The 25,855-nt window shown below is 72.0% G+C and carries 21 protein-coding genes; 15 read left to right on the forward strand and 6 right to left on the reverse strand.

Annotation, left to right across the window (positions count from 1 at the left end):
- Window position 1: 1 nt before the first annotated feature.
- The 6 genes from Q8791_RS01120 to Q8791_RS01145 are packed head-to-tail and all read left to right on the forward strand — an operon-like array spanning window position 2 to window position 5,574.
- A complete protein-coding gene (locus Q8791_RS01120; protein ID WP_330089646.1) occupies window positions 2-1,408 on the forward strand; it encodes an AAA family ATPase in 1,407 nt (468 codons plus the stop codon).
- Window positions 1,401-1,817 carry a TadE/TadG family type IV pilus assembly protein gene (locus Q8791_RS01125; RefSeq protein WP_330089647.1) on the forward strand — a complete coding sequence of 139 codons (417 nt, stop codon included), beginning with the start codon at window positions 1,401-1,403 and terminating at the stop codon, window positions 1,815-1,817. The genes Q8791_RS01120 and Q8791_RS01125 overlap by 8 nt, the downstream gene beginning before the upstream one ends.
- Window positions 1,814-2,284: a TadE/TadG family type IV pilus assembly protein gene (locus Q8791_RS01130; RefSeq protein WP_330089648.1), complete on the forward strand. Its 471-nt coding sequence runs from the start codon at window positions 1,814-1,816 to the stop codon at window positions 2,282-2,284. Before Q8791_RS01125 ends, Q8791_RS01130 begins: the two co-directional genes overlap by 4 nt.
- Window positions 2,285-2,332: 48 nt before the next feature.
- Window positions 2,333-3,658, forward strand: a complete 1,326-nt coding sequence (locus Q8791_RS01135; RefSeq protein ID WP_330089649.1) for a CpaF family protein — start codon at window positions 2,333-2,335, stop codon at window positions 3,656-3,658.
- Window positions 3,659-3,716: 58 nt separating this feature from the next.
- Window positions 3,717-4,649 carry a type II secretion system F family protein gene (locus tag Q8791_RS01140; RefSeq protein ID WP_330089650.1) on the forward strand — a complete coding sequence of 311 codons (933 nt, stop codon included), beginning with the start codon at window positions 3,717-3,719 and terminating at the stop codon, window positions 4,647-4,649.
- Window positions 4,650-4,662: 13 nt separating this feature from the next.
- Window positions 4,663-5,574: a type II secretion system F family protein gene (locus tag Q8791_RS01145; protein WP_330089651.1), complete on the forward strand. Its 912-nt coding sequence runs from the start codon at window positions 4,663-4,665 to the stop codon at window positions 5,572-5,574.
- 145 nt (window positions 5,575-5,719) lie between these two features.
- On the opposite strand, the gene Q8791_RS01150 is transcribed toward Q8791_RS01145, so the two are convergent.
- The 3 genes from Q8791_RS01150 to Q8791_RS01160 form a co-directional block, all read right to left on the reverse strand.
- Window positions 5,720-6,646: a nitroreductase/quinone reductase family protein gene (locus tag Q8791_RS01150; RefSeq protein ID WP_330089652.1), complete on the reverse strand. Its 927-nt coding sequence runs from the start codon at window positions 6,644-6,646 to the stop codon at window positions 5,720-5,722.
- An 855-nt stretch (window positions 6,647-7,501) separates the two neighbouring features.
- Complete coding sequence (locus Q8791_RS01155; protein WP_330089653.1) at window positions 7,502-9,508, reverse strand: serine/threonine protein kinase; 2,007 nt, start codon at window positions 9,506-9,508, stop codon at window positions 7,502-7,504.
- 405 nt (window positions 9,509-9,913) lie between these two features.
- Window positions 9,914-10,309, reverse strand: a complete 396-nt coding sequence (locus Q8791_RS01160; protein ID WP_330089654.1) for an ArsR/SmtB family transcription factor — start codon at window positions 10,307-10,309, stop codon at window positions 9,914-9,916.
- 184 nt (window positions 10,310-10,493) lie between these two features.
- Between Q8791_RS01160 and Q8791_RS01165 the strand changes: the two genes are divergently transcribed.
- Window positions 10,494-11,501, forward strand: coding sequence for an LLM class flavin-dependent oxidoreductase (locus Q8791_RS01165; RefSeq protein ID WP_330089655.1), 1,008 nt, complete (start codon window positions 10,494-10,496; stop codon window positions 11,499-11,501).
- A 176-nt stretch (window positions 11,502-11,677) separates the two neighbouring features.
- Here the strand turns inward: Q8791_RS01165 and Q8791_RS01170 are convergent, their stop codons facing one another.
- Window positions 11,678-12,847, reverse strand: coding sequence for a TIGR04222 domain-containing membrane protein (locus tag Q8791_RS01170; RefSeq protein ID WP_330089656.1), 1,170 nt, complete (start codon window positions 12,845-12,847; stop codon window positions 11,678-11,680).
- 473 nt (window positions 12,848-13,320) lie between these two features.
- On the opposite strand from Q8791_RS01170, the gene Q8791_RS01175 reads away from it, so the two are divergent.
- From Q8791_RS01175 to Q8791_RS01195, 5 genes are all read left to right on the forward strand, one after another.
- The gene (locus Q8791_RS01175) at window positions 13,321-13,533 is read left to right on the forward strand and encodes a Flp family type IVb pilin (protein WP_330089657.1); all 213 of its coding nucleotides are present in this window, start codon (window positions 13,321-13,323) and stop codon (window positions 13,531-13,533) included.
- Window positions 13,534-13,576: 43 nt separating this feature from the next.
- Window positions 13,577-14,632, forward strand: a complete 1,056-nt coding sequence (locus Q8791_RS01180) for an OmpA family protein (RefSeq protein ID WP_330089658.1) — start codon at window positions 13,577-13,579, stop codon at window positions 14,630-14,632.
- 9 nt (window positions 14,633-14,641) lie between these two features.
- On the forward strand, window positions 14,642-15,169 hold the full coding sequence (locus tag Q8791_RS01185) for a hypothetical protein (RefSeq protein ID WP_330089659.1): 528 nt from the start codon (window positions 14,642-14,644) through the stop codon (window positions 15,167-15,169).
- Window positions 15,170-15,213: 44 nt separating this feature from the next.
- Complete coding sequence (locus Q8791_RS01190) at window positions 15,214-15,888, forward strand: aggregation-promoting factor C-terminal-like domain-containing protein (protein ID WP_330089660.1); 675 nt, start codon at window positions 15,214-15,216, stop codon at window positions 15,886-15,888.
- A 463-nt stretch (window positions 15,889-16,351) separates the two neighbouring features.
- Window positions 16,352-18,820 carry a glycosyltransferase family 4 protein gene (locus Q8791_RS01195; RefSeq protein ID WP_330089661.1) on the forward strand — a complete coding sequence of 823 codons (2,469 nt, stop codon included), beginning with the start codon at window positions 16,352-16,354 and terminating at the stop codon, window positions 18,818-18,820.
- A 149-nt stretch (window positions 18,821-18,969) separates the two neighbouring features.
- Here Q8791_RS01195 and Q8791_RS01200 read toward each other — a convergent pair whose 3' ends face one another.
- Complete coding sequence (locus Q8791_RS01200) at window positions 18,970-19,944, reverse strand: hypothetical protein (protein ID WP_330089662.1); 975 nt, start codon at window positions 19,942-19,944, stop codon at window positions 18,970-18,972.
- A gap of 543 nt (window positions 19,945-20,487) precedes the next feature.
- Between Q8791_RS01200 and Q8791_RS01205 the strand changes: the two genes are divergently transcribed.
- The 3 genes from Q8791_RS01205 to Q8791_RS01215 all read left to right on the forward strand — a co-directional run bounded on the left by Q8791_RS01205 (window position 20,488) and on the right by Q8791_RS01215 (window position 24,619).
- A complete protein-coding gene (locus tag Q8791_RS01205; protein ID WP_330089663.1) occupies window positions 20,488-21,579 on the forward strand; it encodes a pilus assembly protein TadG-related protein in 1,092 nt (363 codons plus the stop codon).
- Between the two features lie 140 nt (window positions 21,580-21,719).
- A complete protein-coding gene (locus Q8791_RS01210; RefSeq protein WP_330089664.1) occupies window positions 21,720-22,595 on the forward strand; it encodes an endonuclease domain-containing protein in 876 nt (291 codons plus the stop codon).
- 983 nt (window positions 22,596-23,578) lie between these two features.
- Window positions 23,579-24,619: a hypothetical protein gene (locus Q8791_RS01215; protein ID WP_330089665.1), complete on the forward strand. Its 1,041-nt coding sequence runs from the start codon at window positions 23,579-23,581 to the stop codon at window positions 24,617-24,619.
- A gap of 82 nt (window positions 24,620-24,701) precedes the next feature.
- On the opposite strand, the gene Q8791_RS01220 is transcribed toward Q8791_RS01215, so the two are convergent.
- Window positions 24,702-25,757, reverse strand: a complete 1,056-nt coding sequence (locus tag Q8791_RS01220; RefSeq protein WP_330089666.1) for a pectate lyase family protein — start codon at window positions 25,755-25,757, stop codon at window positions 24,702-24,704.
- Between the last annotated feature and the right edge of the window lie 98 nt (window positions 25,758-25,855).

Genomic DNA, 25,855 nt, shown 5'->3' on the forward strand with positions numbered 1-25,855 from the left:
GTTGATGTTCCGAGTCCTTGCGGGCATGCCCACCTCCGAGACGGAGATGGTGCTGGCCGCGCGTTTCGAGGAGTTGGGAAGCGCCGAACTGGTGGCCTCCCGGCCCACCACCTCCGCACTGATCGACGCGGCCGGCGAGTTCCCCGAGATCGACGTCGTCCTCATCCACCAGGAGCTGGGGCCCGCCCCGGTGTTCGACGCCATCCGCGACCTGTCCCACCGCCACCCGCAGCTCGCGATCCTCCTGGTCTCCCCCACCATGGACCCCGCCACGTTCACCGGGGCCATGGAGGCCGGGGCCCGGGGCGTGCTGCCCCACGACTCCGGGATCGCCGAACTGGAGACCCGCGTCACGAAGGCCGCCGAGTGGTCGCGCACCCTGCGCCGCCACCTGGAGTCGGCCTCCCTCGACCTGCCCGCCTCGGGCGTGCGCGGCAGGATCATGGCCGTCAGCGGGGCCAAGGGGGGCATGGGCACCACCACGTGCGCCGTCCACCTCGCGATGGTCGCGGCTGCCGCCGACCGGGTCGTGTGCCTGGTGGACCTCGACCTGCAGACCGGCGACCTGCCGGCGTTCCTCAACCTGCGCCACCGCCGCTCCATCTCCGACCTGGTGGACGCCGGGGACGACATCACCCCGGGGATGCTCGCCGAGACCCTCTACGTCGACCACAGGGGACCGCACGTACTGCTCGCGCCCGAGCACGGCGAGCGCGGAGAGGACGTCACCGCCCGCGCCACCCGCCGGGTGCTCAACGCGCTGCGCTCCCGGTACGAGCTGGTGGTGGTGGACTGCGGTTCGACCATGAACGAGGCCACCGCCATGGCGGTGGAGCTGGCCGACACCGCGGTCGTGGTCGTCACACCCGACGTGCCCGCGCTGCGCGGCGCCCAGCGGCTCATGGGCATGTGGGAGCGGTTGCAGATCCGCTCCCACGAGGACGTGTACTCGCTGGTCACCCGGCACAGCCGCAAGAACGAGATCCAGCCGGACTTCCTCCAGCAGCTGTTGGGCACCAAGGTGCTGCGCACCCCGGTCCCCGCCGCGTACCGGGCGCTCGAACCCGGTGAGAACAACGGCGACCCGACCAAGGTCACCGACGAGGGCCTGCGCAAGGCCTTCACGCGGCTGGCCGCGGAGCTGGACCTGCTGAGCCCGCCCGCGCCCCCGGGCAACGGCGGCAAGGGCGGGTCGGCCACGCCCTCCGGAGGCCTGGGGTCGTTCGCCGCCCTCGCGGACCGCCAAGCGCTCTCGCCGTCCACGCGCGACGTGTCCGGGTTCCTCAACGCGTCGGTGCCCGACCCGGCCAGGAGGGCGGCCAACGGGTCCTCCCCGTCGCCGTCCGGCGGCTACCCGGGCACCGGATCGCGGGGAGGCGGAGGAGGCCAGGGTGGGTTCGATGGCTGAGCCGCCGGCCGCGCGGTCCCGGGCCGGCCGACGCGACGACGGCGCGGTCATCGTGGAGTTCGCGGCGGCGGTGCCGTTCATGATGATGGCGATGGCGCTGGTGTGGCAGGTGCTGCTGCTCGGCATCACCTCGATGTACGCGTCCCACGGTGCCGCCGAGGCCGCGCGCCAGGCCTCCGTGACCCCCGACGACATGGGACGCGTCGACGAGGAGGCACGCAAGCGGGTGCGGCCCCCCTGGGACGGCGACGACGTGATGTCGGTGACCGTCGTCGAACGCGACGGCGGCCGGTTCGCGCAGGTCACCCTCGCCATGCCGATCTTCCTGCCCGGGGTCACCGGACCGTGGGACATCACCGGTGAGGCCCGGGTCGTTCCCGAGGTGGAGCCGCGGGGGTCCACACCATGAGCCGACCGACCACCGGCCCGGGCGGCGCGGCGGACGGCCGGGACTCCGGGGCCCGCACCGGTCCGGGGCGCCCGCGCGGCGGCGCCGTACGGCGCGCGCTGGTCGGCGGCCAACCGCGGCGCGACTCCGACCGCGGCGGACCGCTCCTGGAGTTCGCCGCGATCTTCCCGATCCTGCTCATGGTCGCGGTCATCGCGATCGAGGCGTTCCTGGCCTTCGTCGCGGTCGAACGCCTGGAATCGGCGGCCCGCGCGGGCGCCCGGGTCGCCGGGGCGCAGCAGCTGCCGGGCGCGGAGGCGGCGGCACGGGAGGCGCTGCCGGCGTGGCTGGACGACGCGACCGTCACCAGCGGCGCCAACGACAGCGACGGGTTCTACGTGGAGGTGTCCCACCCGCTGCCGATCGTGTTCTCGTCGGCGGGACTCAACGTGACGCTGACGCGTCGCGTGGACATGCCCAATGTGTGAGGCGGGAGCGGTGCGCCGCGCCCGCCCGGGGGGAAGGAGACGAGGGCCATGGGTCTGAAGGACCGCCTCGAAGAGGACCGCGTCGTCGAGGGCCGCGCCGACAGCGCCAGCGTGACGCACTGGCGGCGGCGCCTCCTGGAGGAGATCAACCTGGAGGACCTCACCCAGCTGACCCTGGCCCAGCGCCGGGTGCGGTTGGAGAAGGTCGTGGGGCACATCCTCACCCGCGAGGGGCCGGTGCTGTCCGACCGCGAGCGGTCGCTGCTGATCCGCAGGGTCGTGGACGAGGCCCTCGGGCTGGGGGTGCTGGAGCCCCTGCTGGCCGACGAGACCGTCACCGAGATCATGGTCAACGGTCCCGACAACGTGTTCATCGAGCGCGGCGGCCGGATGCAGCGGGTGGACGCCACCTTCAACGGCGAGGAACAGCTCTACCAGACCATCGACCGCATCGTGTCGCTGGTCAACCGCCGGGTGGACGAGTCCTCACCGATGGTGGACGCGCGCCTGCCCACGGGCGAGCGCGTCAACGTGATCATCCCGCCCCTGTCGCTGTCAGGGCCGATCCTCACCATCCGGCGCTTCCCCAAGCCCTACCCCATCGACGAACTGGTGCGGATGGGCAGCCTGGACGCGCCGACGGGCATCCTGTTGGCGGCCATGGTGCGGGCCCGGTTCAACATCGTGGTCTCCGGGGGCACCGGCACCGGAAAGACCACGTTCCTCAACGCGATGTCGGCGTTCGTGCCGTCCACCGAGCGCATCGTCACCATCGAGGACTCGGCCGAGCTCCAACTGGCGCAGGAGCACGTGGTGCGGTTGGAGACCCGGCCCGCCAACATCGAGGGCCGGGGCGAGATCGCCATCCGCGACCTGGTCCGCAACGCACTGCGGATGCGGCCGGACCGCATCATCGTCGGCGAGGTGCGCGGCCCGGAGACCATCGACATGCTCCAGGCCATGAACACCGGCCACGACGGCTCTCTGGTGACGGTGCACGCGAACTCGGCCGACGACGCCATCTACCGGTTGCAGACCCTGGCGACGCTGGGCGACGGCAACGTGCCCTACGACGCGATCCGCGACCAGATCAACAACGCGGTGGACGCCATCGTCCACCTGGGGCGCTGGCCGGACGGGTCCAGACGGGTGAACGAGATCGCGGTGGTCTCCTCCCGACGCCGCGAGGAGTTCCGGCTCGACCCGGTGATGAGGTTCGACGCGCTGCCCCTGGGCCCCAACCGGTCCGTGTCCGGCGAGTACCGGCACTTCCCGATGCCGCGGCACATGGCGGGGCGGATCTACAACGTGGGCGAGGCCATTCCCGCGGCGTTCGGCGTCGTCCCCGACGAGGGCGCCGGAGGCGCACGGTGACCCCCCTCCCCCCGCCCTTCCGGGCGCCCCCACCCCGTACCACCCGATTGGAGTCCCGGTGAACTGGCAGTTCGTGGCGATCCTCGGCGGTCTGGCCGTGGTCCTCGTCGTGGCCCTGTGGGCACTGTGGGAGTTCGTGGCCAGTGCCGAGCAGCGCCGGTTGATCGCCGCCCGCAGCGCCCTCGACCGGGCGGAGTACGAGGCGGCCACGTTCACGGCGCGGCTGGACGCGGCGATCTACCGCACCCAGTGGGGTTCGCGGCTGTACCGCAGGATCGCCAGGTCCGGGGCGGACATCCGCCTGTCGACGTTCGTGCTCGCTCTGACCGGCGGAACGCTCCTCGCGGTGCTCGTGGTCTGGCAGGTCCTGGCGCCGTTCTTCGGCCTGCTGGCGGCGGCCGGGGTGGCGTTCCTGTTCTTCTCCTACCTGAACCGCGCCGAGGCCAAGCGGCGTGAGGAGTTCACCGCCCAACTGCCGGACCTGGCGCGGGTCCTGGGCAACGCGACCTCCGCCGGGCTGGCGCTTCCCACGGCGGTGGCGATGGCCGCCGACGAGCTGGACGGGCCCGCCGGGGAGGAGCTGGGTCGGATGGCCGAGTCGATGAAGCTCGGCGCCAGTTTCGAGGAGGCCGTACGGGAGCTGCGGGAGCGGATGCCCTCGCGCGAGCTGGGGGTGCTGCTGTCCACCCTGGTGGTCGCGTCGCGTTCCGGCGGTTCGCTGGTCACGGCGCTGCGCAACATCTCCACGACGTTGGAGAACCGCAAGGAGACCCGGCGCGAGGTGCAGACCATCCTCAGCGAGACCACGAGCACCGTGTGGGCGCTGGGGTTCATGTCGGTGGGCGCCCTGTTCCTGATCAACGGTATCGAGCCGGGGATCATGCGCGTGATGACCACGTCCGTCGCGGGGGTGACGGTGCTGCTCGTCGTGGCCGCGCTGTTCGCGCTCGGATTCCTGCTGGTGTCCCGCATCACCAAGTTCGACCTCTAGAAGGACTCCCCCGATGAGTGTGCTCCCCACCCTGGTCCCGTTCGCCATGGCGCTGGCCGGCGCGCTCGTCGTGCTGACCGGCTTCTACGGCCTGTACCTCACCCTGTCGCGGACCCGTGTGGAGGTGGGGGGCGCGGCCGCCCGCCCCTCACGGACCAAGGCCGACGAGACGTTCGTCCTGCACCGCATCACGGAGGCGATCGGGAAGCCGTTCGTCCGGTCGGTCCTGGCGTCGATGAGCCCGCGGATGCGCACCTCCATCACCGAACGGCTGGAGGCGGCGGGGCGGCCGGACGGGCTGACCCTGGAACGGTACGTGCGGCGCAAGATCGGCGAGGTGGCGCTGTACGGCCCCCTGGGGCTGCTGATGTTCGCCGTGGGCAGCCCGCTGGTGGGCGTGGTCGTGCTGGCGTTCATGGGGTTGACCGATCTCAGCATGTACGTCCAGGGCCAGGAGCGGGCCGACCGGGTGCAGTCGCAGCTGCCGGACTTCCTGGACGTGCTGTCGGTGACGGTGAGCGCGGGGATGTCGTTCCGGGCCGCCGTGGCGCGGGTGGCGGAGTCGATGCCGGGTGTGCTCGCCGACGAGTTCACGCTCGCCCTGCAGCAGATGGAGCTGGGGACGTCCCGGCGCGAGGCCTTCGAGACGTTGCGGCGCCGCACGCGCAACGAGTCGCTGAGCAAGTTCGTGACCGCCATCCAGCAGGCCGAGGAGCTGGGCGCCCCGCTCAGCGACACCCTGGTGGACATCAGCCGGGACATGCGCCGGGCGGACGCCCAGTACATGCGGCGCAAGGCCCAGCGGATGAACCCGAGGGTGACGATGGTGACGGCGGTGACCCTGCTCCCGGGGCTGCTGATCCTCATCGTCGGGTCCATGTTCCTGGGCACCGAGGTCAACCTCGGCGCGATCTTCGGCGGTTAGCCCCGGCGCCCGCGTCCCTAGAGCGACGCGGGCGGTGGCCGTCCACGGGCACGGTCCCGCTCCCACCGCCACCAGGGGTGGCGGCGGGAGCGGGTTCCCGTCGGTCGACCGCGGGCGTCACACCGCCGACGGTTCCGGACGGCGGCTACGCGGGGCCGCCCGGAGGGAACGGGATGGCGGTCAGGACAGGGAAGAGCTCGGCTTCCTCGTAGTCCAGGTGCGCCTCCAGCTCCTCCGTCATCCGGTCCAGCTCGCGGCGGAACTCCTCGGGGTCGGCGGTGGCCAGCTCGCCGATGAGCGCCTCCAGCTCACCGCGGACCCGGTCCACCGTCCGGTGCTCCTCGGACAGCCTGCGCAGCGCCCCCTCCAGGTGCGGATGCGCCTCCCCGAGGTGCGGAAACATCGTCTCCTCGCTCGTGTGGTGGAAGTGCAGGGACTGGCAGAACCCCAGGCAGTGCTGGCGCAGCTGGAGGTTGAGGCCGAGCGCGGGCTCCGCGTCCCCCTCGCCTCGCGCGGCGCGCTCGGCGAGGAAGGCGTCGGACTCCCTGCGGACGTTCCTGAGCTGCGCACGCAGCCAGGTGTGGATCTCGACGAGCTTCTCGGCGAGGTTGGCGGCCTCGGAGGGCCCGGCGTCGTGGATGCTCTCCAGTGCCACCACCGGCAGAACCCGCTCGGTCCCGGCCTGGTAGTCGCCGTAACCGGGGACCAGGCGCACGACCTCGGCGAACAACCGGTCCCGTTCCGCGCCCTCGGCCGGCACGGCCACGGCCGCGAACTCCTCGGTGCCCAGCTCCACGGTGACCGTGGGATGGGCGAGGACGTTGTGGTACCAGGCGGGGTGGCGGTCGGAGCCACCGGCCGAGCCGATGACCAGCAGCTTCCCCTCGGTTCGGAGGAATCCGAGCGGTGTGGTGTGCTCGCGCCCGGACCTGGCGCCCGTGGTGGTGAGGAGCAGCAGGTCGCCGCCCTCGAACATGCCGCCGACGCGGCCGCCGTTGGCGCGGAACTCCTCCACGACCGGGATGTTGAAGTCACTGACATGGGGTGCGGTCGGTACGTGTGTATCGGTCACGGGTCTCCTCAGGGGTGTCGGGTGGGCGACCGTCCCCGAGGGAACCCGCGCGGACCGGCGGCGCACGCGGGCGGGGCGCACGGCGGGGCACGCCGGCGGACCGTCCGCGCGCACGGGCGCACGGAGGAGCGGGTGAACGTGACAGGGGTCCCGGGCGTACCGGGTACCTGGGCGTCTCGGGGAGGTCGCGGTGGATCAACGCGTCCGGGCGCGGATCGGCCCGACGCGGCGCGTACTACCGGGACGTGTTCTTCAGAAGGCCTTCGGGACGGCGAGCGGCCGTCCGGGCGGTCTCCCTCAGGACGCCGTGCGATGTGCGGCCCGGTCGGGCTTCACGCGCACGGAGTCGCGGCGAGGGGGAGCCTGGCGGACGCGAGCCCGGAAGGTTCGGAACACGACCTAGGCGCGATGCATGGTGTGTGCGCTCACGGTGCTCTCCTCGAGGAATCCAGGTGCCTCCATACCCACCGACCGGCCCACTGCTCATGGTCGGGGCACGCGACACGGCGGTGAGCCTACCCGAAGGGGCGGGGCCGGGTCCACCGAAAAAGGCGGGCCTGCCCCCGGGGGCGGGGCGTCCCGGATCCGTGGCTTCGTGTGCACGGATCGGGGAGGAAGTTGGCCGCGGTCAGCACGGACCCAGGGGCGGTCGGAACGCCGCCCCGCCACCCGCGCCGTCCCCGGCGCGTTCCCGGCGCCGGACCTGGCGCGGGGTCTCATGCTGGTGTTCATCGCCCTGGTGGACGCCAGGGCCCTCCCGCGGTTCGCGTTCGCTCCCCCTCCCCCTGAGGCGGGCGGCGCCGCCCCGCACGGCGGCCCGGGGCGCGGCTGCCGGGACGGCCGCGCCCGCGCCGTTCAGTAGGAGACCGGGGAGGGCGCCTCGGCGCCCGGGGGCCGGACGTCGGCCGGGTCCGGGACGCGCAGGTCCGGGTCACCGTTCAGCTCGACGAACGTGTACTGCGTGTACCACCGCTCCACCGGGACGGCGGGCGCCATGAGCGACGGCGGCACCTCCTGGGAGACGGGCCGGCCGTTGAGCACGCGGCCCCCGTCGGCCGCTCCCTCCGTGGCGAAGGACAGCGGGACACCGTCCTCGGTGGCGACCAGCACGAATCGGGTCGCCCTGTGCGCGTCCGCGTCGGAGGTCCGGAAGTCCCCCTCCACCCGCACCGCGGGCACCTGCTCGGGCACACCGCCCGCGAGGTGCCCGTAGGCGTCCTCGGCGGGAGCCGGAGCCGTGAAGACCGTCTCGGCCTCTCCGGTGACGGTCCCGCCCTCCACCGCGCGAACCAGCGGCTCGACGACGCCCTCCGGGCTGAAGACCTCGGCCTCCGATTGGAGCCCGGGCTCGGCCTCGTACCAGGTGGCCGTACCGTTCCAGGCCGTGCCCTCACCCCGCAGCAGGCTCCCGTCCGCCATCATCAGGTCGCTGGTGCGGCCACCGCTGACGGTGCTGCTCCAGCGGAGCGCCTCCGGCGGCCCCGACTGGCGGAGCACCCGGTCGAACAGGGTCGGGACGGCCGCGGTGTCCGTGGGGAGGGGCTGGCCGTGGCCCTCGCCGTTCCCCGCGTGCGTGAGCACGGTGAGTTCGAAGGAGTCCGCGGCCAGGAACGTGTCCAGCGACGCCGCCACCAGGTCCGCGCCGGAGAGCGTCGCGGTCTCCTCCGGTTCCGTCCCGGAGCCCTCCCCGTCCGCCTCCTCGGCGGTACCGGTCTCCCCCGCCAGAGCCGCCATGAGCAGGTAGCCGCCGCCGAGCGCCGCCGCGACGAACACGCTCGCGGCGACCGCGAGGGCGAGCTTCCGGCCCTGCCGCCGTCCCCGCTCGCTGCGCGCGAGGGCGCCCGGCCGCGTGCCGTCGGCGCCCGTACCGTCCGGGCGGCGCCCCGCCGCTGTCGTCCCGGGCCCCTGTCCGGCGTGCGACCGGACCGCGCCGGCCCACTGCTCGGGCCGGTGCCGTCCGGTGTCGACGGGCGGCCAGTGGGCGTGGACGAGGCCGCGCAGCCGGTCGGCCCACACCTCGCGGGTGGCGTCGTCCTCGACCCCCGCCAGCAGCAGGCACTCCAGGTACGCCTCCTCCGCCGGGGGCCGTCGCGCGGGGTCCGCCGACAGGGCCCGCTCCAGGAGGTCCCGCAGTTCCCCGGGGACCGGGGACAGGTCGACGGGGTGTTCGCGGGCGCGGCGGGCCATCTCGGGGAGGGGCTCGCCCTGGCCGAAGGGCGGCTGCCCGGTCGCGGCGAACGCCACCAGGCACGCCCACGAGAACACGTCCGAGGCGGGGTCCGGGCGCTCCCCCGCGTAGCGCTCCGGGGCGAGCCACCCGGGTCCGCCGGCGGTCGTCGGCGCGTCGCCGTCGTCCAGCCGGCGTGCGATCCCGTGGTCGATCAACCGCGGACCGCCGGGGGTGACGATGACGCCGCCCGGCCTGACGTCCCCGTGGGGGGCGCCCGCCGCGTGGACCGACGCGAGGGCCTCGGCGGTCCCCGCCGCGAGGACCAGGAGCGCGGCGCCGGTCAGCGGTCCGCTCCCGGCCACATGGCGGGCGAGGTCGGGGCCGGGGACGTACGGGGTCGCGGACCAGGGGCGGCCGTGGAAGATCCCGCTGTCCTCGGGCCCCACCAGGCACACACCCCGTCCTTCGCGGGGCAGGGTGACCTCGCGGTCCGCCCCCGCGGCCGGGGCCCACCCGGCGTGGGCGACCTTGAGCGCGACGGGCTCCCCGCCCGGCGACACGGCGGCGTGGACGGTGCCCACGTCGTCGTCGCCGAGACGGCCGATCAGCCGGTGGCCGCCGATCTCCGCCGGGTCGTCGCCGACCGGGGGGTGGACGTGCGGTGGAAGTGGGGTAGGCGGGGTGGGTGCCATGGGGGGACGCTTTCCACTCTCCTGGGCTGCCGACGCGGCGTCCGACTCGCCCCGCTTCGACCCATGGGTACGTGAATCTACTGAATACAGAGCGTACATTCCCAGCTGCGCCCCGGGTCCGACGCGGTCCACCGGCCTGCGTCCTCGCGGCGGCGCCGACGGCCACGGGCCGGGTCGACGGGGAGTCCCGGTCGCCGCGTGGCGCCGATCGGACGGGCCGCGGATACGAGCGGCACCGCCCCCGGCGGCGGGCCCGCACGGCGCCGGTCGGAGGGCAGAACCCCTCACCCGCCTTCGATGCAGCCGGGCGCAACCTCTGACACGGACCACGACCGTCGCCTACTGTGTGAAGCGCAGCGCCCAGCCACGGCTACCGTCCGGCCGTGACTGGGCGCTGACCTGCTCTCATGGGGCTGCTGGGACCGATGAGTCCTCAGTGCCGCCATGGTCCCGCCGTGACTCCGATTCCTCCGCCGCCCTGATGACGGCGGCGTCCCGACACGCCAGAACCGACTCCAGCAGCCCCGGGAACCGCCCCTCCAGCTCCGCGTCGCGCAGGGAGATGAAGCACCGCGTCCCCTCGGTGCGGTTCTGCACCAGACCGGCGTTGCGCAGGATCTTCAGGTGGTGGCTCAGCGTCGACTGGGCGATGGGCAGGTCGATGTCCTTCCACGCCCGCTCACCCTCCATCGCGGCGAGCATCCGCACGATGCGCAGACGGGTCGGCTCGGCCAGTGCGGAGAGCACCGTCACCAGTTCCACGTCGTTGAGGGCGGGGTGCTCCTGCTCCCTGGGAGCCAAGACGGTCCTCCTCGTACGGAGCCTGGCCGACGACCAGACGGGATTTGGCTCATGGACAGTCGCGAGTGTACCTTCGTAATTCGATGTTCGTCGAACATCGAACGCGCAGACAGGCTGGGGACACCGACCCTCCCGCCCCGGCCCTGCCGCAGGAACCGCTACGCAGCAGGGGAAGAGGGCAACCATGTCCACCATCGCGCTGTCCGTGCTCGACCACGCCAGCATCGCCGAGGGGTCCACCCCCGGCCAGGCGCTCCGTGACGCCCGGGAACTCGCCCAGCACGCGGAACGCTTCGGCTACACCCGCTTCTGGCTCTCCGAACACCACAACATGCAGGCCATCGCCAGCGCCGCCACGTCCGTCTCCCTGGGGTTCATCGCCGAGGGCACGTCCAGCATCCGGATCGGCTCGGGCGGCATCATGCTCCCCAACCACTCGCCGCTCGTCATCGCCGAACAGTTCGGCACCCTGGAGTCCCTCTACCCGGGCAGGATCGACCTCGGGCTGGGCCGCGCGCCCGGCACCGACCCGCGCACCATGGCGGCGCTGCGCCGCGACCACAGCGCCTCCTCCACGTTCCCCAGCGACGTGCAGGAACTCCAGGCGTTCTTCGAGCCCGCCGAACCCGGCCAGCCGGTCCGCGCCGTCCCCGGCGAGGGCCTGCGGGTCCCCCTGTGGATCCTCGGCTCCAGCCTCTTCGGCGCCCAGCTCGGCGCGCAGCTCGGCCTGCCGTACGCGTTCGCCTCGCACTTCGCCCCCGACGCCCTGTACGAGGCCCTCAAGGCCTACCGGGCCGGCTTCCGCCCCTCCGCCCAGTTGGAGAAGCCCTACGTCATGGCCGGGGTGAACGCCTTCGTCGCCGACACCGACGAGGAGGCCCGCAAGCTGTTCACGACCATGCAGCAGGCGTTCCTCGGCACCCTGCGCGGTGCCCGCGGACGGCTCCGCCCGCCGGTCGAGAGCCTCGACACCGCATGGCGTCCCGGCGAGAAGGAACGACTGGACCACATGCTTCGTTACTCGTTCGTGGGTTCCCCCGAAACCGTCCGCGAGAAGCTCGAACTGTTCGTCGCTGACACGGGTGTGGACGAGCTGATGGTGTCGTCGATGATCTTCGACCAGACGGCTCGCCTCCGCTCGTTCGAGCTGATGGCGGAGGTCGCCGAACTCCAACGTCCGGAACAGGGCTGACCCACACCCCGAGCCGGGAACCGGTCAAGGGTGGCGGCGCCGATCTGTAGGCAGGCAGTGGCGCCGTCTTCCCGGTGAAGGCACGCCGGGCGGGGCTTTCGTAGAGCCCCGCCCGGCGTTCGTCCCTCCGGCCTCCACCCCGGGGCGCGCCCCGCGGGGATCACCGGGCGGCGGGCTCAGTCGCCCCCGCCTCCACCGCCGTCGCCCCCTCCGCCGCCGGAATCACCGCCGGAGTCTCCCCCGCCGCCCCAACCGCCACCGGAGCCGCTGCCTCCGCTGTCGCTGAAACCGCCGTTCCAGCCGTCGCCGCCCGCACCGCCCCCGCTCCCGGAGCCGCTGCTGTCGTCCGGCGAGCCGCCCTGGCAGAGGTCGGCGAACTCGCACAGGGCGTCCAGATCCACGGGGCCCTCGCCGCCGACCGCGTCCCCCTGGCCTCCCGCCCCGGCGTTCGCCGCGGTGAGGTCCGGGCTGAGGACAGGCGACTCCTCGGCGGACCCGGACCTCCTGGACCGCCTGGCCCGAGCGCCGTCGCGCAGCGCGCGGAAACCGGTGACCGCCGTGTGGAGGACCGCCTGGTCCCGCGTCATCCCTGCCGCGGCCCCGGCGAACCCGGCCCCGTGGCGCTCCCGCGCCCGCTCGACGACCTCATTGCCCGCCGCGGTGTTGGGCAGGACGGCCGGACCGCCGGTCGCCCCCAGGACCGCCTGCGCGACCACCAGGAGGGCCGAGGCGGTCAGGCCCCCGGCCAGGGCTCCCACGGCGGCCCCGACCGGCTCCACCAGGAAGAGCACACCCGCACCCGCGGCGGCGACCAGCAGGGAGAGGATCCGCCACCCCCGGATCGTCCTCGGGAGGCCCGCCCGGGCCTCCAGCACCGCGCGGATCTCCGGGGAGTCCACGATCAGGCGGGCTTCGACCAGCTCCCGCCGGAGCTGGTCCACACCGCGGCCCGTCACCACCCGGCGCACCATCTCGCGGGCGCTGACCCCGACACGCTTCTTGAACGCCTTCACCAGGACGCGCCGCGACGGGTCCTTCTCATGCGCGTAGGGCTTGCTGGGGCCCACGAGGGTGAAGAAACCCCTGGCGGTCTGGCGGCGGATGCGTTCGCCCAGGAACGCGTCCACGACCACCGTCTCCCCCACCCGTACCGGTCCCCCGGCGAGGAAGGCCAGCTGGTTCGGGCTCAATTCGTCCGGGTCGGGGACGGCGGTCGGCCCGGGGCTCCTCCCGAGCGCGCGCTGGAGCCCGCGGTGGCCGCGCACGACCCGGAGAAGCGGGACGCCCCCGACCACGAGTCCCGAGAGCACCCCCACCACCATGGAAAGAACCACACTGCCGTCCAAGCGCGCCGCCTCTCCGCGTCCGTGTCAGGTCCACGGTCCTCACCAGCCGCCCCGGCCGGGACAGCTCACCAATCCAACACCACGGGGTTTCGGCGCGCACAGGGTGGCCTGGCATTACACGTCCGGCCATGACACGGCCACCGACCGCGTGCCATCATGGTCACCCGACGAGCACTCGTCGTGACCTCTCTGGCAGCGCGGACGTGAACCACCAACTCCCCGGTTACCGGCATCCACCTGGGCCGACATCGAGCCCTGTGGACAGTGTGTGGCCCCGTGCCCCAGAGGGAATCCTGAAGAAAGATGGCCACATCCGGCCAGGACGCGGGGCGGCACCCGAGCCCGTGTCGGATAGTGGTTTCCCAGGGACACTCAGAACCGCACACCCACCCCCGGTGGAGCCCCGCCCCTGGTTCACCAGCGCACAGCCGCAGCAAGGCGGCACCCTTAGCCCCCTCCAAGGAGTCAGATCCATGAACAGCCTCAACAGGGTCTGGGTGATGCTCAGCACCTGGCTGGTGCCACCGTCCAAGAGGGACGACAAGGGCGCGACCCTCATCGAGTATGCCGCGGTCGTCATCCTCATCGCAGGCGTGGTGGCAGCAATTCTCGCGATCGGGATCCCCAGCAGAATCGGCCAGTCGATCACAACGGCGATCACCCAGATCCTCACCCCCTACGAATAAAGCGAATCCCACTAGCGAACACCCACCCCACAGGCGAGAACCCATGAACGCCACGCATCAAGCCACCCCCGACAGGAAAAGACAGAAAAGCGCGACCCTGCTGTCCGCGCTGACCGTTCTGTCGATCTTCCTTTCTGGATGCGTGGTCAATTCGGAAGACCCACCTCAGGAGGGACAGCCGGACGAGGGGGAACTCACACCCGAGCCCGGCGCCGACGGTGGCGACGAAGACGGCGCACAGGACCCCCTAGCCAGCACGATTTCCTCATCGACAGCTCTCGGAAGCGATCTCCAGATAGACATCTACACCCTGGAGAGGGTTTCGCCAGATCTCCTGCGCCTCCAGTTCGGCGTCACAAACAAATCAAGCTCGAATTTCATCCTCAACTTCGGCCTGACCGTGGACGATAAGCCGAACACGGCAAGCCGTGTGACGCTCATCGACGCACAGAACCAAAAGCGCATGCTCAGCTATGAGCAAAGTGATGGCTCCTGTTTCTGCTCAAGCTGGAACGGAACGATTTCCAGCGGCTCCACCGAGCACATGTGGGTAGCATTCCCAGCACCGGTGTCGGACGACGTGGAATCCCTCACCGTCACCACCCCCCTGACACCTCCGCTGATGGACATCCCCATCACGGAATCTTCGGAAACCATCGAGAACTCAGGCCTCGCAGAGCCGGAAATACTCGACCTGACCCTCATCTCCGACAACACGGAGGACCAGACGGGAAGGACAGAAAACAGCGAGGAGGTCAGCATCCTCCTCTCGTCGGACGTCCTGTTCGAGACCCAGAGCTCCGACCTCAGCACCGATTCCCGGGAAATACTCCAGCAAGTCGCGACGGAGATCGACGACGCCAGCGCCACGGTCGTGCAAATCGACGGATACGCCGACAACACCGGGAGCGACTCCGTCAACATCCCACTCTCCCAGGATCGCGCCGAAGAAGTGGAGTCGGCCCTGTCCGACCTGGTCACCCGAGACGGAGTCACCTTCTCCGTGGAAGGACACGGATCCAGCGATCCCATCGCGGACAACAACACAGAAGAAGGACGAGAACGCAACCGGCGTGTCAGTGTGACGTTCGAGAAGTAAGTAGACACGATGAGAAAAACACCGAAAACTCTGGCGCTTACTTTCATCTCCACGGCCATACTTCTCACGATGACCGCTGGCATGAGTGACGCCACACCGCTTCCCCACTCCAATAATCTGGAGTCACTGGGAAGCGCCAACGGAAACGACGAACTCTCCGGCGACCTCACCGCCGAGGTGAACGCCGTCACCAGAAACGAAGCCGGAAATCTCCTCTCGGTCACCTGGAGCATCGCCAATTCCGGATCCGACAACGTGACCCTGTCCTGGTTCAATCAGTACTCATACGTCTACTCAGGCCCCAACTTCGCTGGCGTCACAGCATTTAGTTCTGACACTGGAACCAGATACCATCCGATCATGGACGGCGAGAACTACTGCCTCTGCTCGGGAGAATACTCAGCCCAGCTCATGGAAATAGCCCGGCCGGGCGAAACGGTCACTTACTGGTCTCTTTACTCGGTCCCCAGTAACATCGATTCCATCACCCTGGAACTGCCGAACTTCGAGCCGATCGAGGATGTTCCGATCTCATGACCCCCTGTTCCCTCCCTTTCTCCGGACACCCGTAGGAGACGGCGTTGCCCACCCCCCACCGACCCGCCCCCGGAGGCAGCCGGCGCCCCTCCCCCAGCGGACCGCCCGGTCGCTCAGGCGAGCGCCACGGGCCGCGCCGAGTTCGGTCCTGGACCGGGCGCGCGTCACGCTGGCTCCGTCCGGCCCGAAGATCCGAGGGGGACCGGGGCGCGGCGCTGGTTGAACTCGCGGCGATCACCGTCCTGGCGGCGGCGATCATCGTCGCGGTCTACCAGCTCGAACTGAGCCGTACCTTCAACAGCGGCGTCCGTCAGATGGTCTGCCTGGTCGAGGGCCCCGGGTGCGGCGACGAGACCTGGGTCGACGCCGACCGGCCGGAGGAACCCGAGCAGTACGAGTGGGACGGTGACAACCCGACCGCCACGGAGAACCAGGGCCTCGCCATGCGCATGGCCGCGGACGCCGGGTGGTCCGACGGCGAGTGGAACTGCCTGAGCAACCTGTGGAACACCATCTCGAACTGGGACCACACGGTCGTCAACACCGCGACAGGCACCAGCGGCATCGCCGGTTTCAACCCTGCGCGGCACGGCTCGATGCCCAGCGGCTACATGGAGAGCCCGTCGGCGCAGATCTCCTGGGGGCTGTCCTACATCAGGAGCACGCACGGCTCGCCGTGCGCCGCCTTCGCCGAGTGGGAGGGGTCGAACTCCTACTGACCTGCGCTCCTCGGCCCGCCGTGCCGTCGGATCCCTGTCCCCTCCCTGCCCCTCCCGCGTCCCGGCCCTCCACTCCCGCGTACGCCGTAGGTCCCCGCCGCGGCCACCGGGGCCGCCGCCGTACCGGTGAGCGTCCATGCACACCGGTGGAGCCGCCAGCGGAGCCCGCGAGTGGGCCGCCGACCGTCCGCCCCCGCCGCCGGGTGCCGCCCGTGCGCCTCGGGAACGGCGGCCTTTCCGCTCGCCAACCCCTCCAACGCGTGAGGGGTGCGCAAAGCCCTCACATTGGTCGGCAAACCTTCAGGCAGCAATCCGACATAAAGCACTTTTGTCCCACAAAAGGCGCTTAGCCTGAGCGTTCATTCCCCACGCCTTCCCCTGGGGTCGGGCCGGCGTGGACGACGGGGGTCGGCACCGCCTCGCGTGGGGCAGCGCGGGTCGGCGCCGGGAACACGGGGGCTCAGTGAAGATCGCCTATCTGATCAACGACATGTACGGCATCGGCGGCACCGTCCGAACCGTCGCCAACCAGGCTGCGGCGCTGTCGGCACGGCACGAGGTCGAGATCGTCTCGGTGTTCCGGCACCGTGCCGAACCCGCCCTCCCCGTGCCCGCCCGGGTCCGCCTGCGTCCTCTCGTCGACGTGCGCCAGGACAGGCAGGGAAGCGGCACCGGGGAGGAGGGCCGCCCGCTGTACGAGGGGTCGGCGCGGGCCGGGCTGCCCCCTCTGCTCTTTCCGGCGGAGGACTCCCGCGGCTCCACGCACAGCCGGCTGACGGACGACCGGTTGGAGGAGTACCTGGCCACCACCGACGCCGACGTGGTCGTGGGAACCCGGCCGGGCCTCAACGTCGTGATCGCCCGTGCCGCGCCGGGCCGGGTGGTGAAGGTGGGACAGGAGCACCTGACCTACGACCAGCACTCCGAACCGCTGCGCCGGGTGCTGGAGGCCGAGTACCCCCGCCTGGACGCGTTCGTGACGGTGACCGAGGCGGACGCGCGCACGTACGCGGAGCGGATGCCGATGCCGGGCGTGCGGCTGCTGTCCATCCCGAACTCGGTGCCCGCCCCGCCGTTCACCACCAACGGGTACAACACCCGGACGATCGTGGCGGCCGGGCGGCTCGCGCCCAGCAAGCGGCACGACCTGCTCGTCCAGGCGTTCTCGATGGTCAGCGACGAGTTTCCGGAGTGGACGCTGCGCATCTACGGACGCGGCAACAAGCGCGCGGCTCTGGTCCAGCTGGTGCGTTCCCTGGGGCTCCAGGACCGGGTGTGGCTGATGGGGCCGCACCCCCGTGTGGAGGAGGCCTGGGCCCAGGGGGCGTTCGCCGCGGTCACCTCCAGCGAGGAGCCGTTCGGGATGACCATCGTCGAGGCCATGCGCTCGGGGCTGCCCGTGGTGAGCACCGACTGCCCGCACGGCCCGGCGTCCATCATCCGCGACCGCGAGGACGGGCTGCTGGTGCCCAACCGCTCGGCCCCGGGCATCGCCGAGGGGCTGGCCGAGCTGATGGGCGACGACGGGCTCAGGCGCCGGATGTCGTCGGCCGCCCTCCTGGACTCCGAGCGGTTCGACCCGTCCAACGTCGTGCGCCTGCACGAGGAGCTGTTCGCCGAGCTGGCCGGTCAGACGCTGCCGACGGCGGTGCCCCTGGTGCCCGCTCCGAGGCCGGAGCCGCCCGCCGCGTGCCGGGTGCGAGCCGGTGAGGACGGGTTGGCGGTGCTGTCCTTCACGGACCCTCCCGACCAGGTCGTCCTGGTGCGTCCGGGGCAGCGGATCGCGCTGGCCCCGGACGGGAAGGGCGACGTGGTGGTGGACGCCGAGCGGGACCAGCTCGCCGCGCGCACGTGGGAGGTGTCCCGGGTCGACGGCGACCGTGTGACCCCCGTCCAGGACGTCGAGATCCACCAGCACGGCTACCCGTTGGCGGCCGACAGCGTTCGGCGCCTCGCCCTGGTGGTGCCCGCCCGTTCCGGGAAGGGCCGCCTGGTGCTGCACGTGCGCCGGTCCTCCCACCATGCCGAGGTGGAGCACGTGGAGGCCGCCGACGGCCTGATCACCGTGCGGGGGCGTGTCCTGGGACCGACGCGGCCGGACGCACTCGCCCAGCTGGCGGTGCGGCTGCGGGAGACGCCGCAGGCGGTGCGGGAGTTCTCCGCGCCGGTGGCGGAGGACGGGCTCTTCACGGCGGTGATCGATCCCGAGGCGGTGGTGCGCGGACGGCACGGGGAGGCGGAGAAGTGGGAGATGCGCCTGATCCTGTCCGACGGCACCGAGTACACCCTGGGGCGTCACCTGCCCGGGGTGGTCGGCTACAAGAAGATCATCGAGTACCCGGCGCAGCGGGTGCAGCTCGCCCACGGGGCCGGTTCCCGGGTGCGGCCGTACTACACGGTCAACGACCGCCTGGGGCTGGTGACCTCACCGCTGGCGCCGACCCTGGAGGTCGGCGACGTCCGGGTGCGTCCGACCGGGCGCCACGGACAGCTGTTGCGGTTCGAGGTGCGGTTGGAGTCCCCGCTGCCGGAGGGCGCGGAGTACGCGGTGGAGGTGGTGAGCGGCACCGACGCGGGCCTGCGGCTCCCGCTGCACGCCGAGGGGCCGCGGCGCGGTCCCCGCACGGCCCGGGGGGAGCCCCGGACAGAGGGAGGGGGCGGCCGCATCGTGGGCACCCTGCCTCTACTCGTCCGCGCCGAGTACGGGGGTGGATCCGTTCTGCGGGCCACGTGGCGGCTGCGGCTCCTGGTGGGGCCGGAGGGCGCGATGGGCCGGGTGGGGGCCAAGGCCGTCCCCGGGCACACGGCCCGCCGCTGGAGCCACGGGCCGTACCTCCGTTCGGTGACCGTGATGCCGCTGGAGTCGGGCGACCTCAAGGTCACCGTCGCGGACGTGCACCTGTGGGGCGCGGTCGAACGCCGCCTCCGCTGACCCCGGCCGACGCCGCACGGTGGTCGTCCCGCCGTCGCCGCCGGGCGTGACGGCGCTCGTGAGGTGCCTGCTCCGTGCCGGCCCGCCCGGAGCAGCGCCACGGGGCGGTCGTGGCGGCCCCTCCGGGCGCCACCGCCTCTACTCCCGGGTCACTGCTGCCCGTCCGCGCGGAGCAGGCGCTGCGCGGCGCTCAGGCGGTCCAGGAGCCAGTCCGGGAGGTGGTCGGCGCTGCGGGGGAAGTAGCGCATGTCCTGGTGGAAGCTGCGGGGGTCGGGTGCGACGTCGAACTCCGGCAGGTTCTGGTGGTCGAAGTGGACGCCGATCTCCCGGGACTCCTGGATCGTGATGCGCGCGGTGAACCACGTGCCCTTGCCCGGCTGGTACATGCCGGTCCTGAGGCGGCCGAGCAGCCGGCCCACCTCTGGCAGGAGGAGGTCCCACTGCGTCACTCCGTCCGGCCTGCGCACGCTCACCGTCGAGGAGGCCAGGCCGACGAGCCCCTTGTAGTCGACGACGATCTCGCTCCACTCGCCCCACACGGACTCGATCGTGCGGTCGCCGATCTCCTGGACGGTGTCCATCATCTCCTCGGGGGACATGTCCCCGGGGGCGATCCGGGTCTCGCGTGTGACGCGCGCGCTGCGGAACACGCTCCAGGGGGAGGCGCTCTCCGACGTGTCGGGCACCCGTTCCCCCTCCAGTCTCTCCATGAGCCAGTCGGGGACGTGTTCGTCGTCGCGGGGGAAGTACTCCAGGTCGAGCAGGTAGTCGGCGGCGTCCCGCGGCTCGTCGAAGTAGGGCTCGTTGTCGTAGTCGTACCGGACCCGGTGCCCTCCGGCCCGCTCGACCTCGTAGTAGGCCGTGTACCAGGTGCCCTTGCCCCGGGCGTACATGCCGGAGCGCACCTTCCGCAGGACCTCCAGGGCCGACAGCGGCGGCACCCACCCGCTGCTCCGCCCCTCCTCGAACATCACCTCGAAGTGGGCCGACTCGACGTCGGCGAGACCCGAGTACACGAGCCGGAACTTGACCCAGTCGTCGGGGGCCGTCCGCAGCAGGTCGGCTCCCACGCCGCGGAGGGATTCGTCCTGTTCGGCGGGCGTCATCGCTTTTCGGGCGCTCATATTCTCGCCTTCTAGTTGCCCCGTATGTGGCACATGGAGTTCTTGGGTGGATTGCCGCGAGGATGGCGAAGCGTCCCCTCGCCCGGCTCCCGGACGGTGTCCATCCTCCCGTGTGGAATCCGATTCTGGCCGAACACACGACAGAAACCCGCGTACGAATACGGAGGAACCTCGGCATCCACGTCACATGTGTCCGATGGTGCGACGTGGTACTCAGGCCGCGTTTCCTTCTTTACCAGGCCAAGCGCTGCGAAACGGGAGAGCGGACGGGTGTGGACGAACACCCGGACCGGTGGCCAGGTGTGGACACGCCGCCACCGATCCGAGCCCGACCAAAGGGACGAATACCTCACCTGACGACACGGGGAGAGCGGCCCCGTCCACAGGCCCCTACCGATCATGGACAACCCCGGATAAGCTGCGCCGGGCAGGGCTAGTGTCCGGATGTGGTCACACGTGCGCCACGCGCGACGTCCCCGGCCCCTCCAACGCCCGCTCCCGCTCCCCGCCCACACGGGGAAGGCCTCCACCCACGGAAAACACATGGGACTGCGACGGACCCCCCTCACCGCCACCGCCGCCGAGCGGCCCCTCCTGGGCCGCGACGACGACGGCCAGGCCAACACCCTGCTCCTCTTCGGGCTCACCCTGGCCCTTCTGGCGCTCACCCTGCTGTTCGTCCGGGTCGGCGCGGCCAACGACATGCGCTCCCAGGTACAGACGGCCGCCGACGCCGCGGCACTGGCCGCGGTGGGCGCCCTCCAGGACGAGGCCGCGCGGGAGATGGTCGCCGGGGGCATCCCGTACCCGTGGTTCGACGAGGAGGTCGCCGAGGGGCGCGCCGACGAGTACGCGCGGGCCAACGGGGCGGTCCTGACCGACATCCGCGCCAGCGACAACAGCCTCGGACGGTACGGCAACATCGTGCGGGTCGAGGTGCGCGGCGCCGTCTGCCAGAGAGAGCTGGAGGAGGACGGTTCCCGCCACTGGAACGACGTGGTGTGCGACGGGACCGAGGACGAGACCAGCACCGTGGTCGGCAACGCGTCGGCCATCGCGATCGTCCGTGTCCCCCACGACTGCGGTGTGTCCGGCGGCGTCATGGACTGCGGCCGCGGGCCGGTCACCGACGTCGAGTCCGCCAAGCGCCTGGTCGACGTGCACCTGGTGGACCAGGAGGGCCGGTACATGTTCGACCCGGACTCGTTCTTCGGAGGCGGCGCCGTGGTGAACTGCTCCTCGCTGGGCTCACTCCACCCCGCGATGTGCGCGGTGCACGAGCGTCTCCAGGCCGAGTTCGGCGGGTTCTACATCTCGGCGGGAGGCCAGCGCGGGGAGGACGGAAGCGACCACGACACCGGCGAGGCGATCGACTACATGATGGTGTCGGACATGGGGGCCGTGCCGACCCCGGAGATGCACCGGACCGCCATCACGGTGATCAACTGGATCATCCCCCGGGCCTCGGAGCTCCGGGTCAAGGGCCTGATCTACGACCACCACATCTGGAACGCGGCCCGGGACCCGGTGGGCCCCTGGGAGAGCGTGCGCCGTTTCCACCAGGAGACGGGCAACAACACGCAGGACCACGTCGACCACATCCACCTGGCGGCGGGCGACGGGAACATGCGGTAGGGCGGGGCCGTCGCGGACGCTCCGCCGGCCGCACGCGGTGCGCGGGCGCCGCTCCCGCACGGAGCAGGTCGCCGAGGGGACTCGTCCACAGGTACGGGCTCCCCCTTGCCGCCCCTCCGGGCACGGACCAACCTTGAGGTATGACAGTCCGTGAGATCGTCCTCCCCGACCGCTCCCTCCTGCTTCGCACCCTCGTCCCGGTCCTCGGCCTGCTCTCCACCACGGCGGTCGCCGGCGACATCACCGCCGCCTATGTGTGGGGGGTGGACCTGTACCCGTACGGAGTGCGCCCCACCCGGACGCGGTTGCACGTGTCGGTCCCGCCGGGGGTGAGCACCGTCGGAGCCCCGGTCGTCGCCCACAGGGAGACCCTGTCACCGACCGACCGCACCGTGGTGGAGGGCGCACGCGTCACCACCCCGGCGAGAACCGCGGCCGACCTCGCCGCCCGCGCGCCCTCGGTGTTCGTGGCCACGGCCCGCCTCGACGGCTTCCTCTCCCGCGGACTGGTCACCGGTGGCGACCTGGCCCGCGCGGCCCGGTCCCCCCGGGCGGAGCGGAGCCTCCGCCGGCTCCGCTCGGCGCTGACCTACTCCTCGGCCCTGAGCCGGTCCCCCGGGGAGTCGTGGGCGCGGGTGCTCGTCCTGGAGGCGGGGCTGCCTCCTCCCGTCCCGCAGTGCCCTGTCTCCACCGGCGAAGGCGTGTTCCACGCCGACCTCGGATGGCCCTCCCAGCGGGTGGCACTGGAGTACGACAGCCTCGAGTTCCACTCCTCCCCCGAGGCCCTGGCCCGCGACCGCGTCCGCTACGCCGCGATGCGGGCCGAGGGCTGGGAGGTGGTCTCCGTCAGCGTGTACGACCTCCAGAAGCGTCCTGACCGCCTCCTCCGGCGCGTCCTGCACACGCTCACGCGAAGGGGCTGGTCGTGCCCCCCTCACCGTCTGAGCCGCGTCCGGGAGCGGATCGACGCGTACGCGAGGCGGCCGCCCCTGATGGTCGGTCCCCGCGGGTTCTGAGACCACCGCACCACCCACCACCGCACCACCGCTCCGCCCCTCCGGGCCACCCGTGTCCTCGGAGACGGACCCCCTGCGTCCTCCCCGTCGGCCCCGCCCCGGACCCCGATCCCGCCCCTGACCCCGACCAGTGAGAGGAGGCCGACCGTGGACCGAGGCAACGGCGTGATCGAGTACGTGGCCCTGCTGGTCGTGGTGTCGGCCGTGGTGGCGGTCGCGGCGCACGGCCCGTGGGAGGGGCTGCCCGGAGTTCTGCGCGGAACCGTGCACGCGGCGCTGGGGCAGGGCCGGGACGGACCGTCCGGGGACGCCGGCGTTCCCGGCGGCGACCGGACCGGCGGGGGGACGACGGGCGGAGGACACGGACCGGGCGCCCGGGGCGGGCCCGTCGGCGACGACGGAGCCGCCCCCGGGCCGGACCATAACGACGAGGCCACAATCGGCCACGAACGCCTACCGGGCGGTGACTGGACGCTGGATCCTGTGGCCGCGGCCGACGCCGTCCTGCGCTGCTCGCGGGGCGCCCTGGTTCCCACCCCGGTGGCACGCGTGGACTGTGCCCTGGCGCTCCTGGGGCTGCTGGAATCGGAGGTACTCGAAGCGACCGTTCTCCGCCTGGAGGCCGATGAGCTGCACGAACTCTTCTTCAGCCGATCGTTCACCGCGAGCGGGACGGCGCGGGTCGCGGTCCGGCTGCTGTGGGACCACGCGTCGCAGGAGACGCTGCGGAGGCTGTCGCAGACCCGCACCTTCGGTTTCCTGAAGCCCGCGGTGGAGTCGCCGCACCTCGACTGGGTGCTCCGGTTCGCCGATGCGGGAGGCGATTACGTGCATGCGACCATCGAACAGAACACTGCGTCACCGCGTCGTACCCCCCGCACACGCAACTCACCGACGCCAGACGACGATGCCGCGCCGCCACCCCCCGCTGTCCCCCCGGCGGCCGCGTTCCGATTCGCAGAAACGAGGCCCAGGCCGTGTCGATGCCGTCGATACCGCGCACCTCCGACTCCGAGGACCCGTCGGCGGAGGAGGGAGAGCGACCCAACTGGCTGGTGTCCGTGCTCGTGGTCCTGGTCTGCCTCGCCGTGATCGCCAGCGGATGGGGGGTGGCCCGGCTCACGGTGGGCTCCCCCCTCCGCCCCTTGGAGATCGCGGACGGACCCGAGTCGCGACCGCCCCGGACGGGCTCCCCCACCTCGGAGGCCGACCCCGAGGACGCCGAGGCCTACGTGGCGGTCGCCGCGGGCCTGGTGGAGGAGGCGTCCGCCTTCCACCTCACCTTCACCGTCCACGACGGCACCCCCGCCGCGGAGGGGCCCCGGCCGCTGGACCAGGCGGACCCGGAGGCCCCGGAGGCCCCGGAGGACCAGGAGGAGCGGGACGAACAGGAGGACCGGGGGGTCCCGGAACAGGAGCGGCGGGAACCGCGGGGCGTGCCCGTCTCCGAGGGCCCCTCCCCGGGCGACCGCCGCACCGGCACGCTGCCCTCCGACGGCACGTCCACCAGCGCTGCGGTGTACCCGGACGTGGTGGCCGGGCGCGGGCGCGTCATGTACGACGCCACGGCCGAGCCGGAGTTCGACCACTTCTTCACCACCTTGGAGGGGCGGAGCGTGTACCGCTACGACGTGGGCGACGGCCAGCTCATGATGACGGCGGACCGGGGGTTGAAGCTCCTGGACCCCCCGACCGAGGCCGACGGCTACCTCTGTTCGCGGGGGTTCGGCTCGGCCAAGCTGCACGAGATCCTCGACACCTCGTCCGACCTGGCCCTGGTCGGGCCGGACGAGGTGGAACTGCGGTGGCCGGGCCAGCGCAGCAGCCACAGCGCTTACCTCTACACGGGCACGTTCTCCGCCAAGGTGGGCGGCTACGACGCCGACAGCGGGGTCAACACCCTCACGCTCGTGAGGGACGCCCGGTTCGAGCTGTGGATCGACGAACAGGGGTACCCGCGCAGGCTCGACTACCGCACCCCCGACGGCTTCGGGGAGACCTACGAGTACCACTCGTTCAGCTGAGGACCGCAGCCGCGGCACGGCCGGGCGGCGGACCGCGGTGGCGCCGGTGGCCCCCGACGGGGGCCTCCGGCCGCCTCAGGGTCTAGGGGGAGTCGGCGCCGGCCCCCGCGGCCACGACGTCGGGGACCGTGGAGGTGTCGTCCAGCTCGTAGGCGTAGGGCGGGTCGGGGACGGCACCGCGCAGGTCGGGCTGGGCCGAGTCGACCAGCAGGTTGTCGCGGGTGACGACGTTGCCCGGTTCCTCGTCCTCCGGCGCCACCGAGACGGGGGTGCCGTCGAAGAAGTTGCCCTCCACGAGGACGTTCGCGTCGTGGGTGGACCGCACCCCGTACTCGGGGTTGGAGCGGTAGTAGTTGTTGAACACGTGCACGTGTGCGGCGGAGCGGGCGCTGGGGTGGCGGCCCGAGGTGCCGTCGAAGTAGTTGTGGTGCACGGTCACCCGGAGGGTGTCGGGTTCCTCGTCCTCACCGCCGATGCTGATCGCCGACTCGGCGTCGCGGAAGTGGTTCCAGGACAGCGTGACGTGGTCGGCGCCTCCGGCGACGGAGACGAGTGCGGCGTCGTCGTCGCCTCCGGTGAGGGTGCAGCCGTCCACCCACACGTGGTGCGCTCCTCCGCGGACCGCCACGGCGGTTCCGTCCGCCTCCAGTCCCAGGTTGGCCAGGATGACGTTGCTGGAGCCGTCCACGACCAGTCGGCCGCCGGTGAGCTCGACGCCTTCCTCCACGCCCACGAGGGTCTTGTCGGAGCCGACCTCCATCGCCCCGTCCAGGTCGATGCTGCCGCTGACCTCGATGGTGAGGGGCTCCTCGTCGGACAGGTGGTCGGCGAGCTCCTCGGCGTCGGACGCGGTGACGGTCTCGCCCGCCGCTCCACCGACGACGCCCGGGTGCTCCTCGCCGTCACGGTCCAGGGGCTCGCCCGCCCAGCCGACCGGGGTGCCGAACGGGGTCTCCTGCGCGGGCTCGTCGGACGGCGGGGGACTCGACTCGTCGGCCTCCTCCGCCTGCGGTTCGACGGCCGCGCCGGCGGGGGACTCGACGGCGTCCCGGGGCTCCTCCTCCTGGCGCGTGCAGGAGGTGAGGGCCGCGCAGAGCAGCGCCGCCGCGGTCGCGGCGAGGATCGGGTGAGGTCTCATCGAGAGCTTTCCAGCGAGCGGGGTACGGGGGGTGGGGGGTTGCACCCCCGACCCTGCCACAGCGGGCGTCGGAGTCCCAACCCAGGGTGCGGATGCCC

The organism is Nocardiopsis codii (assembly GCF_036327455.1).
GTDB lineage: Bacteria > Actinomycetota > Actinomycetes > Streptosporangiales > Streptosporangiaceae > Nocardiopsis > Nocardiopsis codii.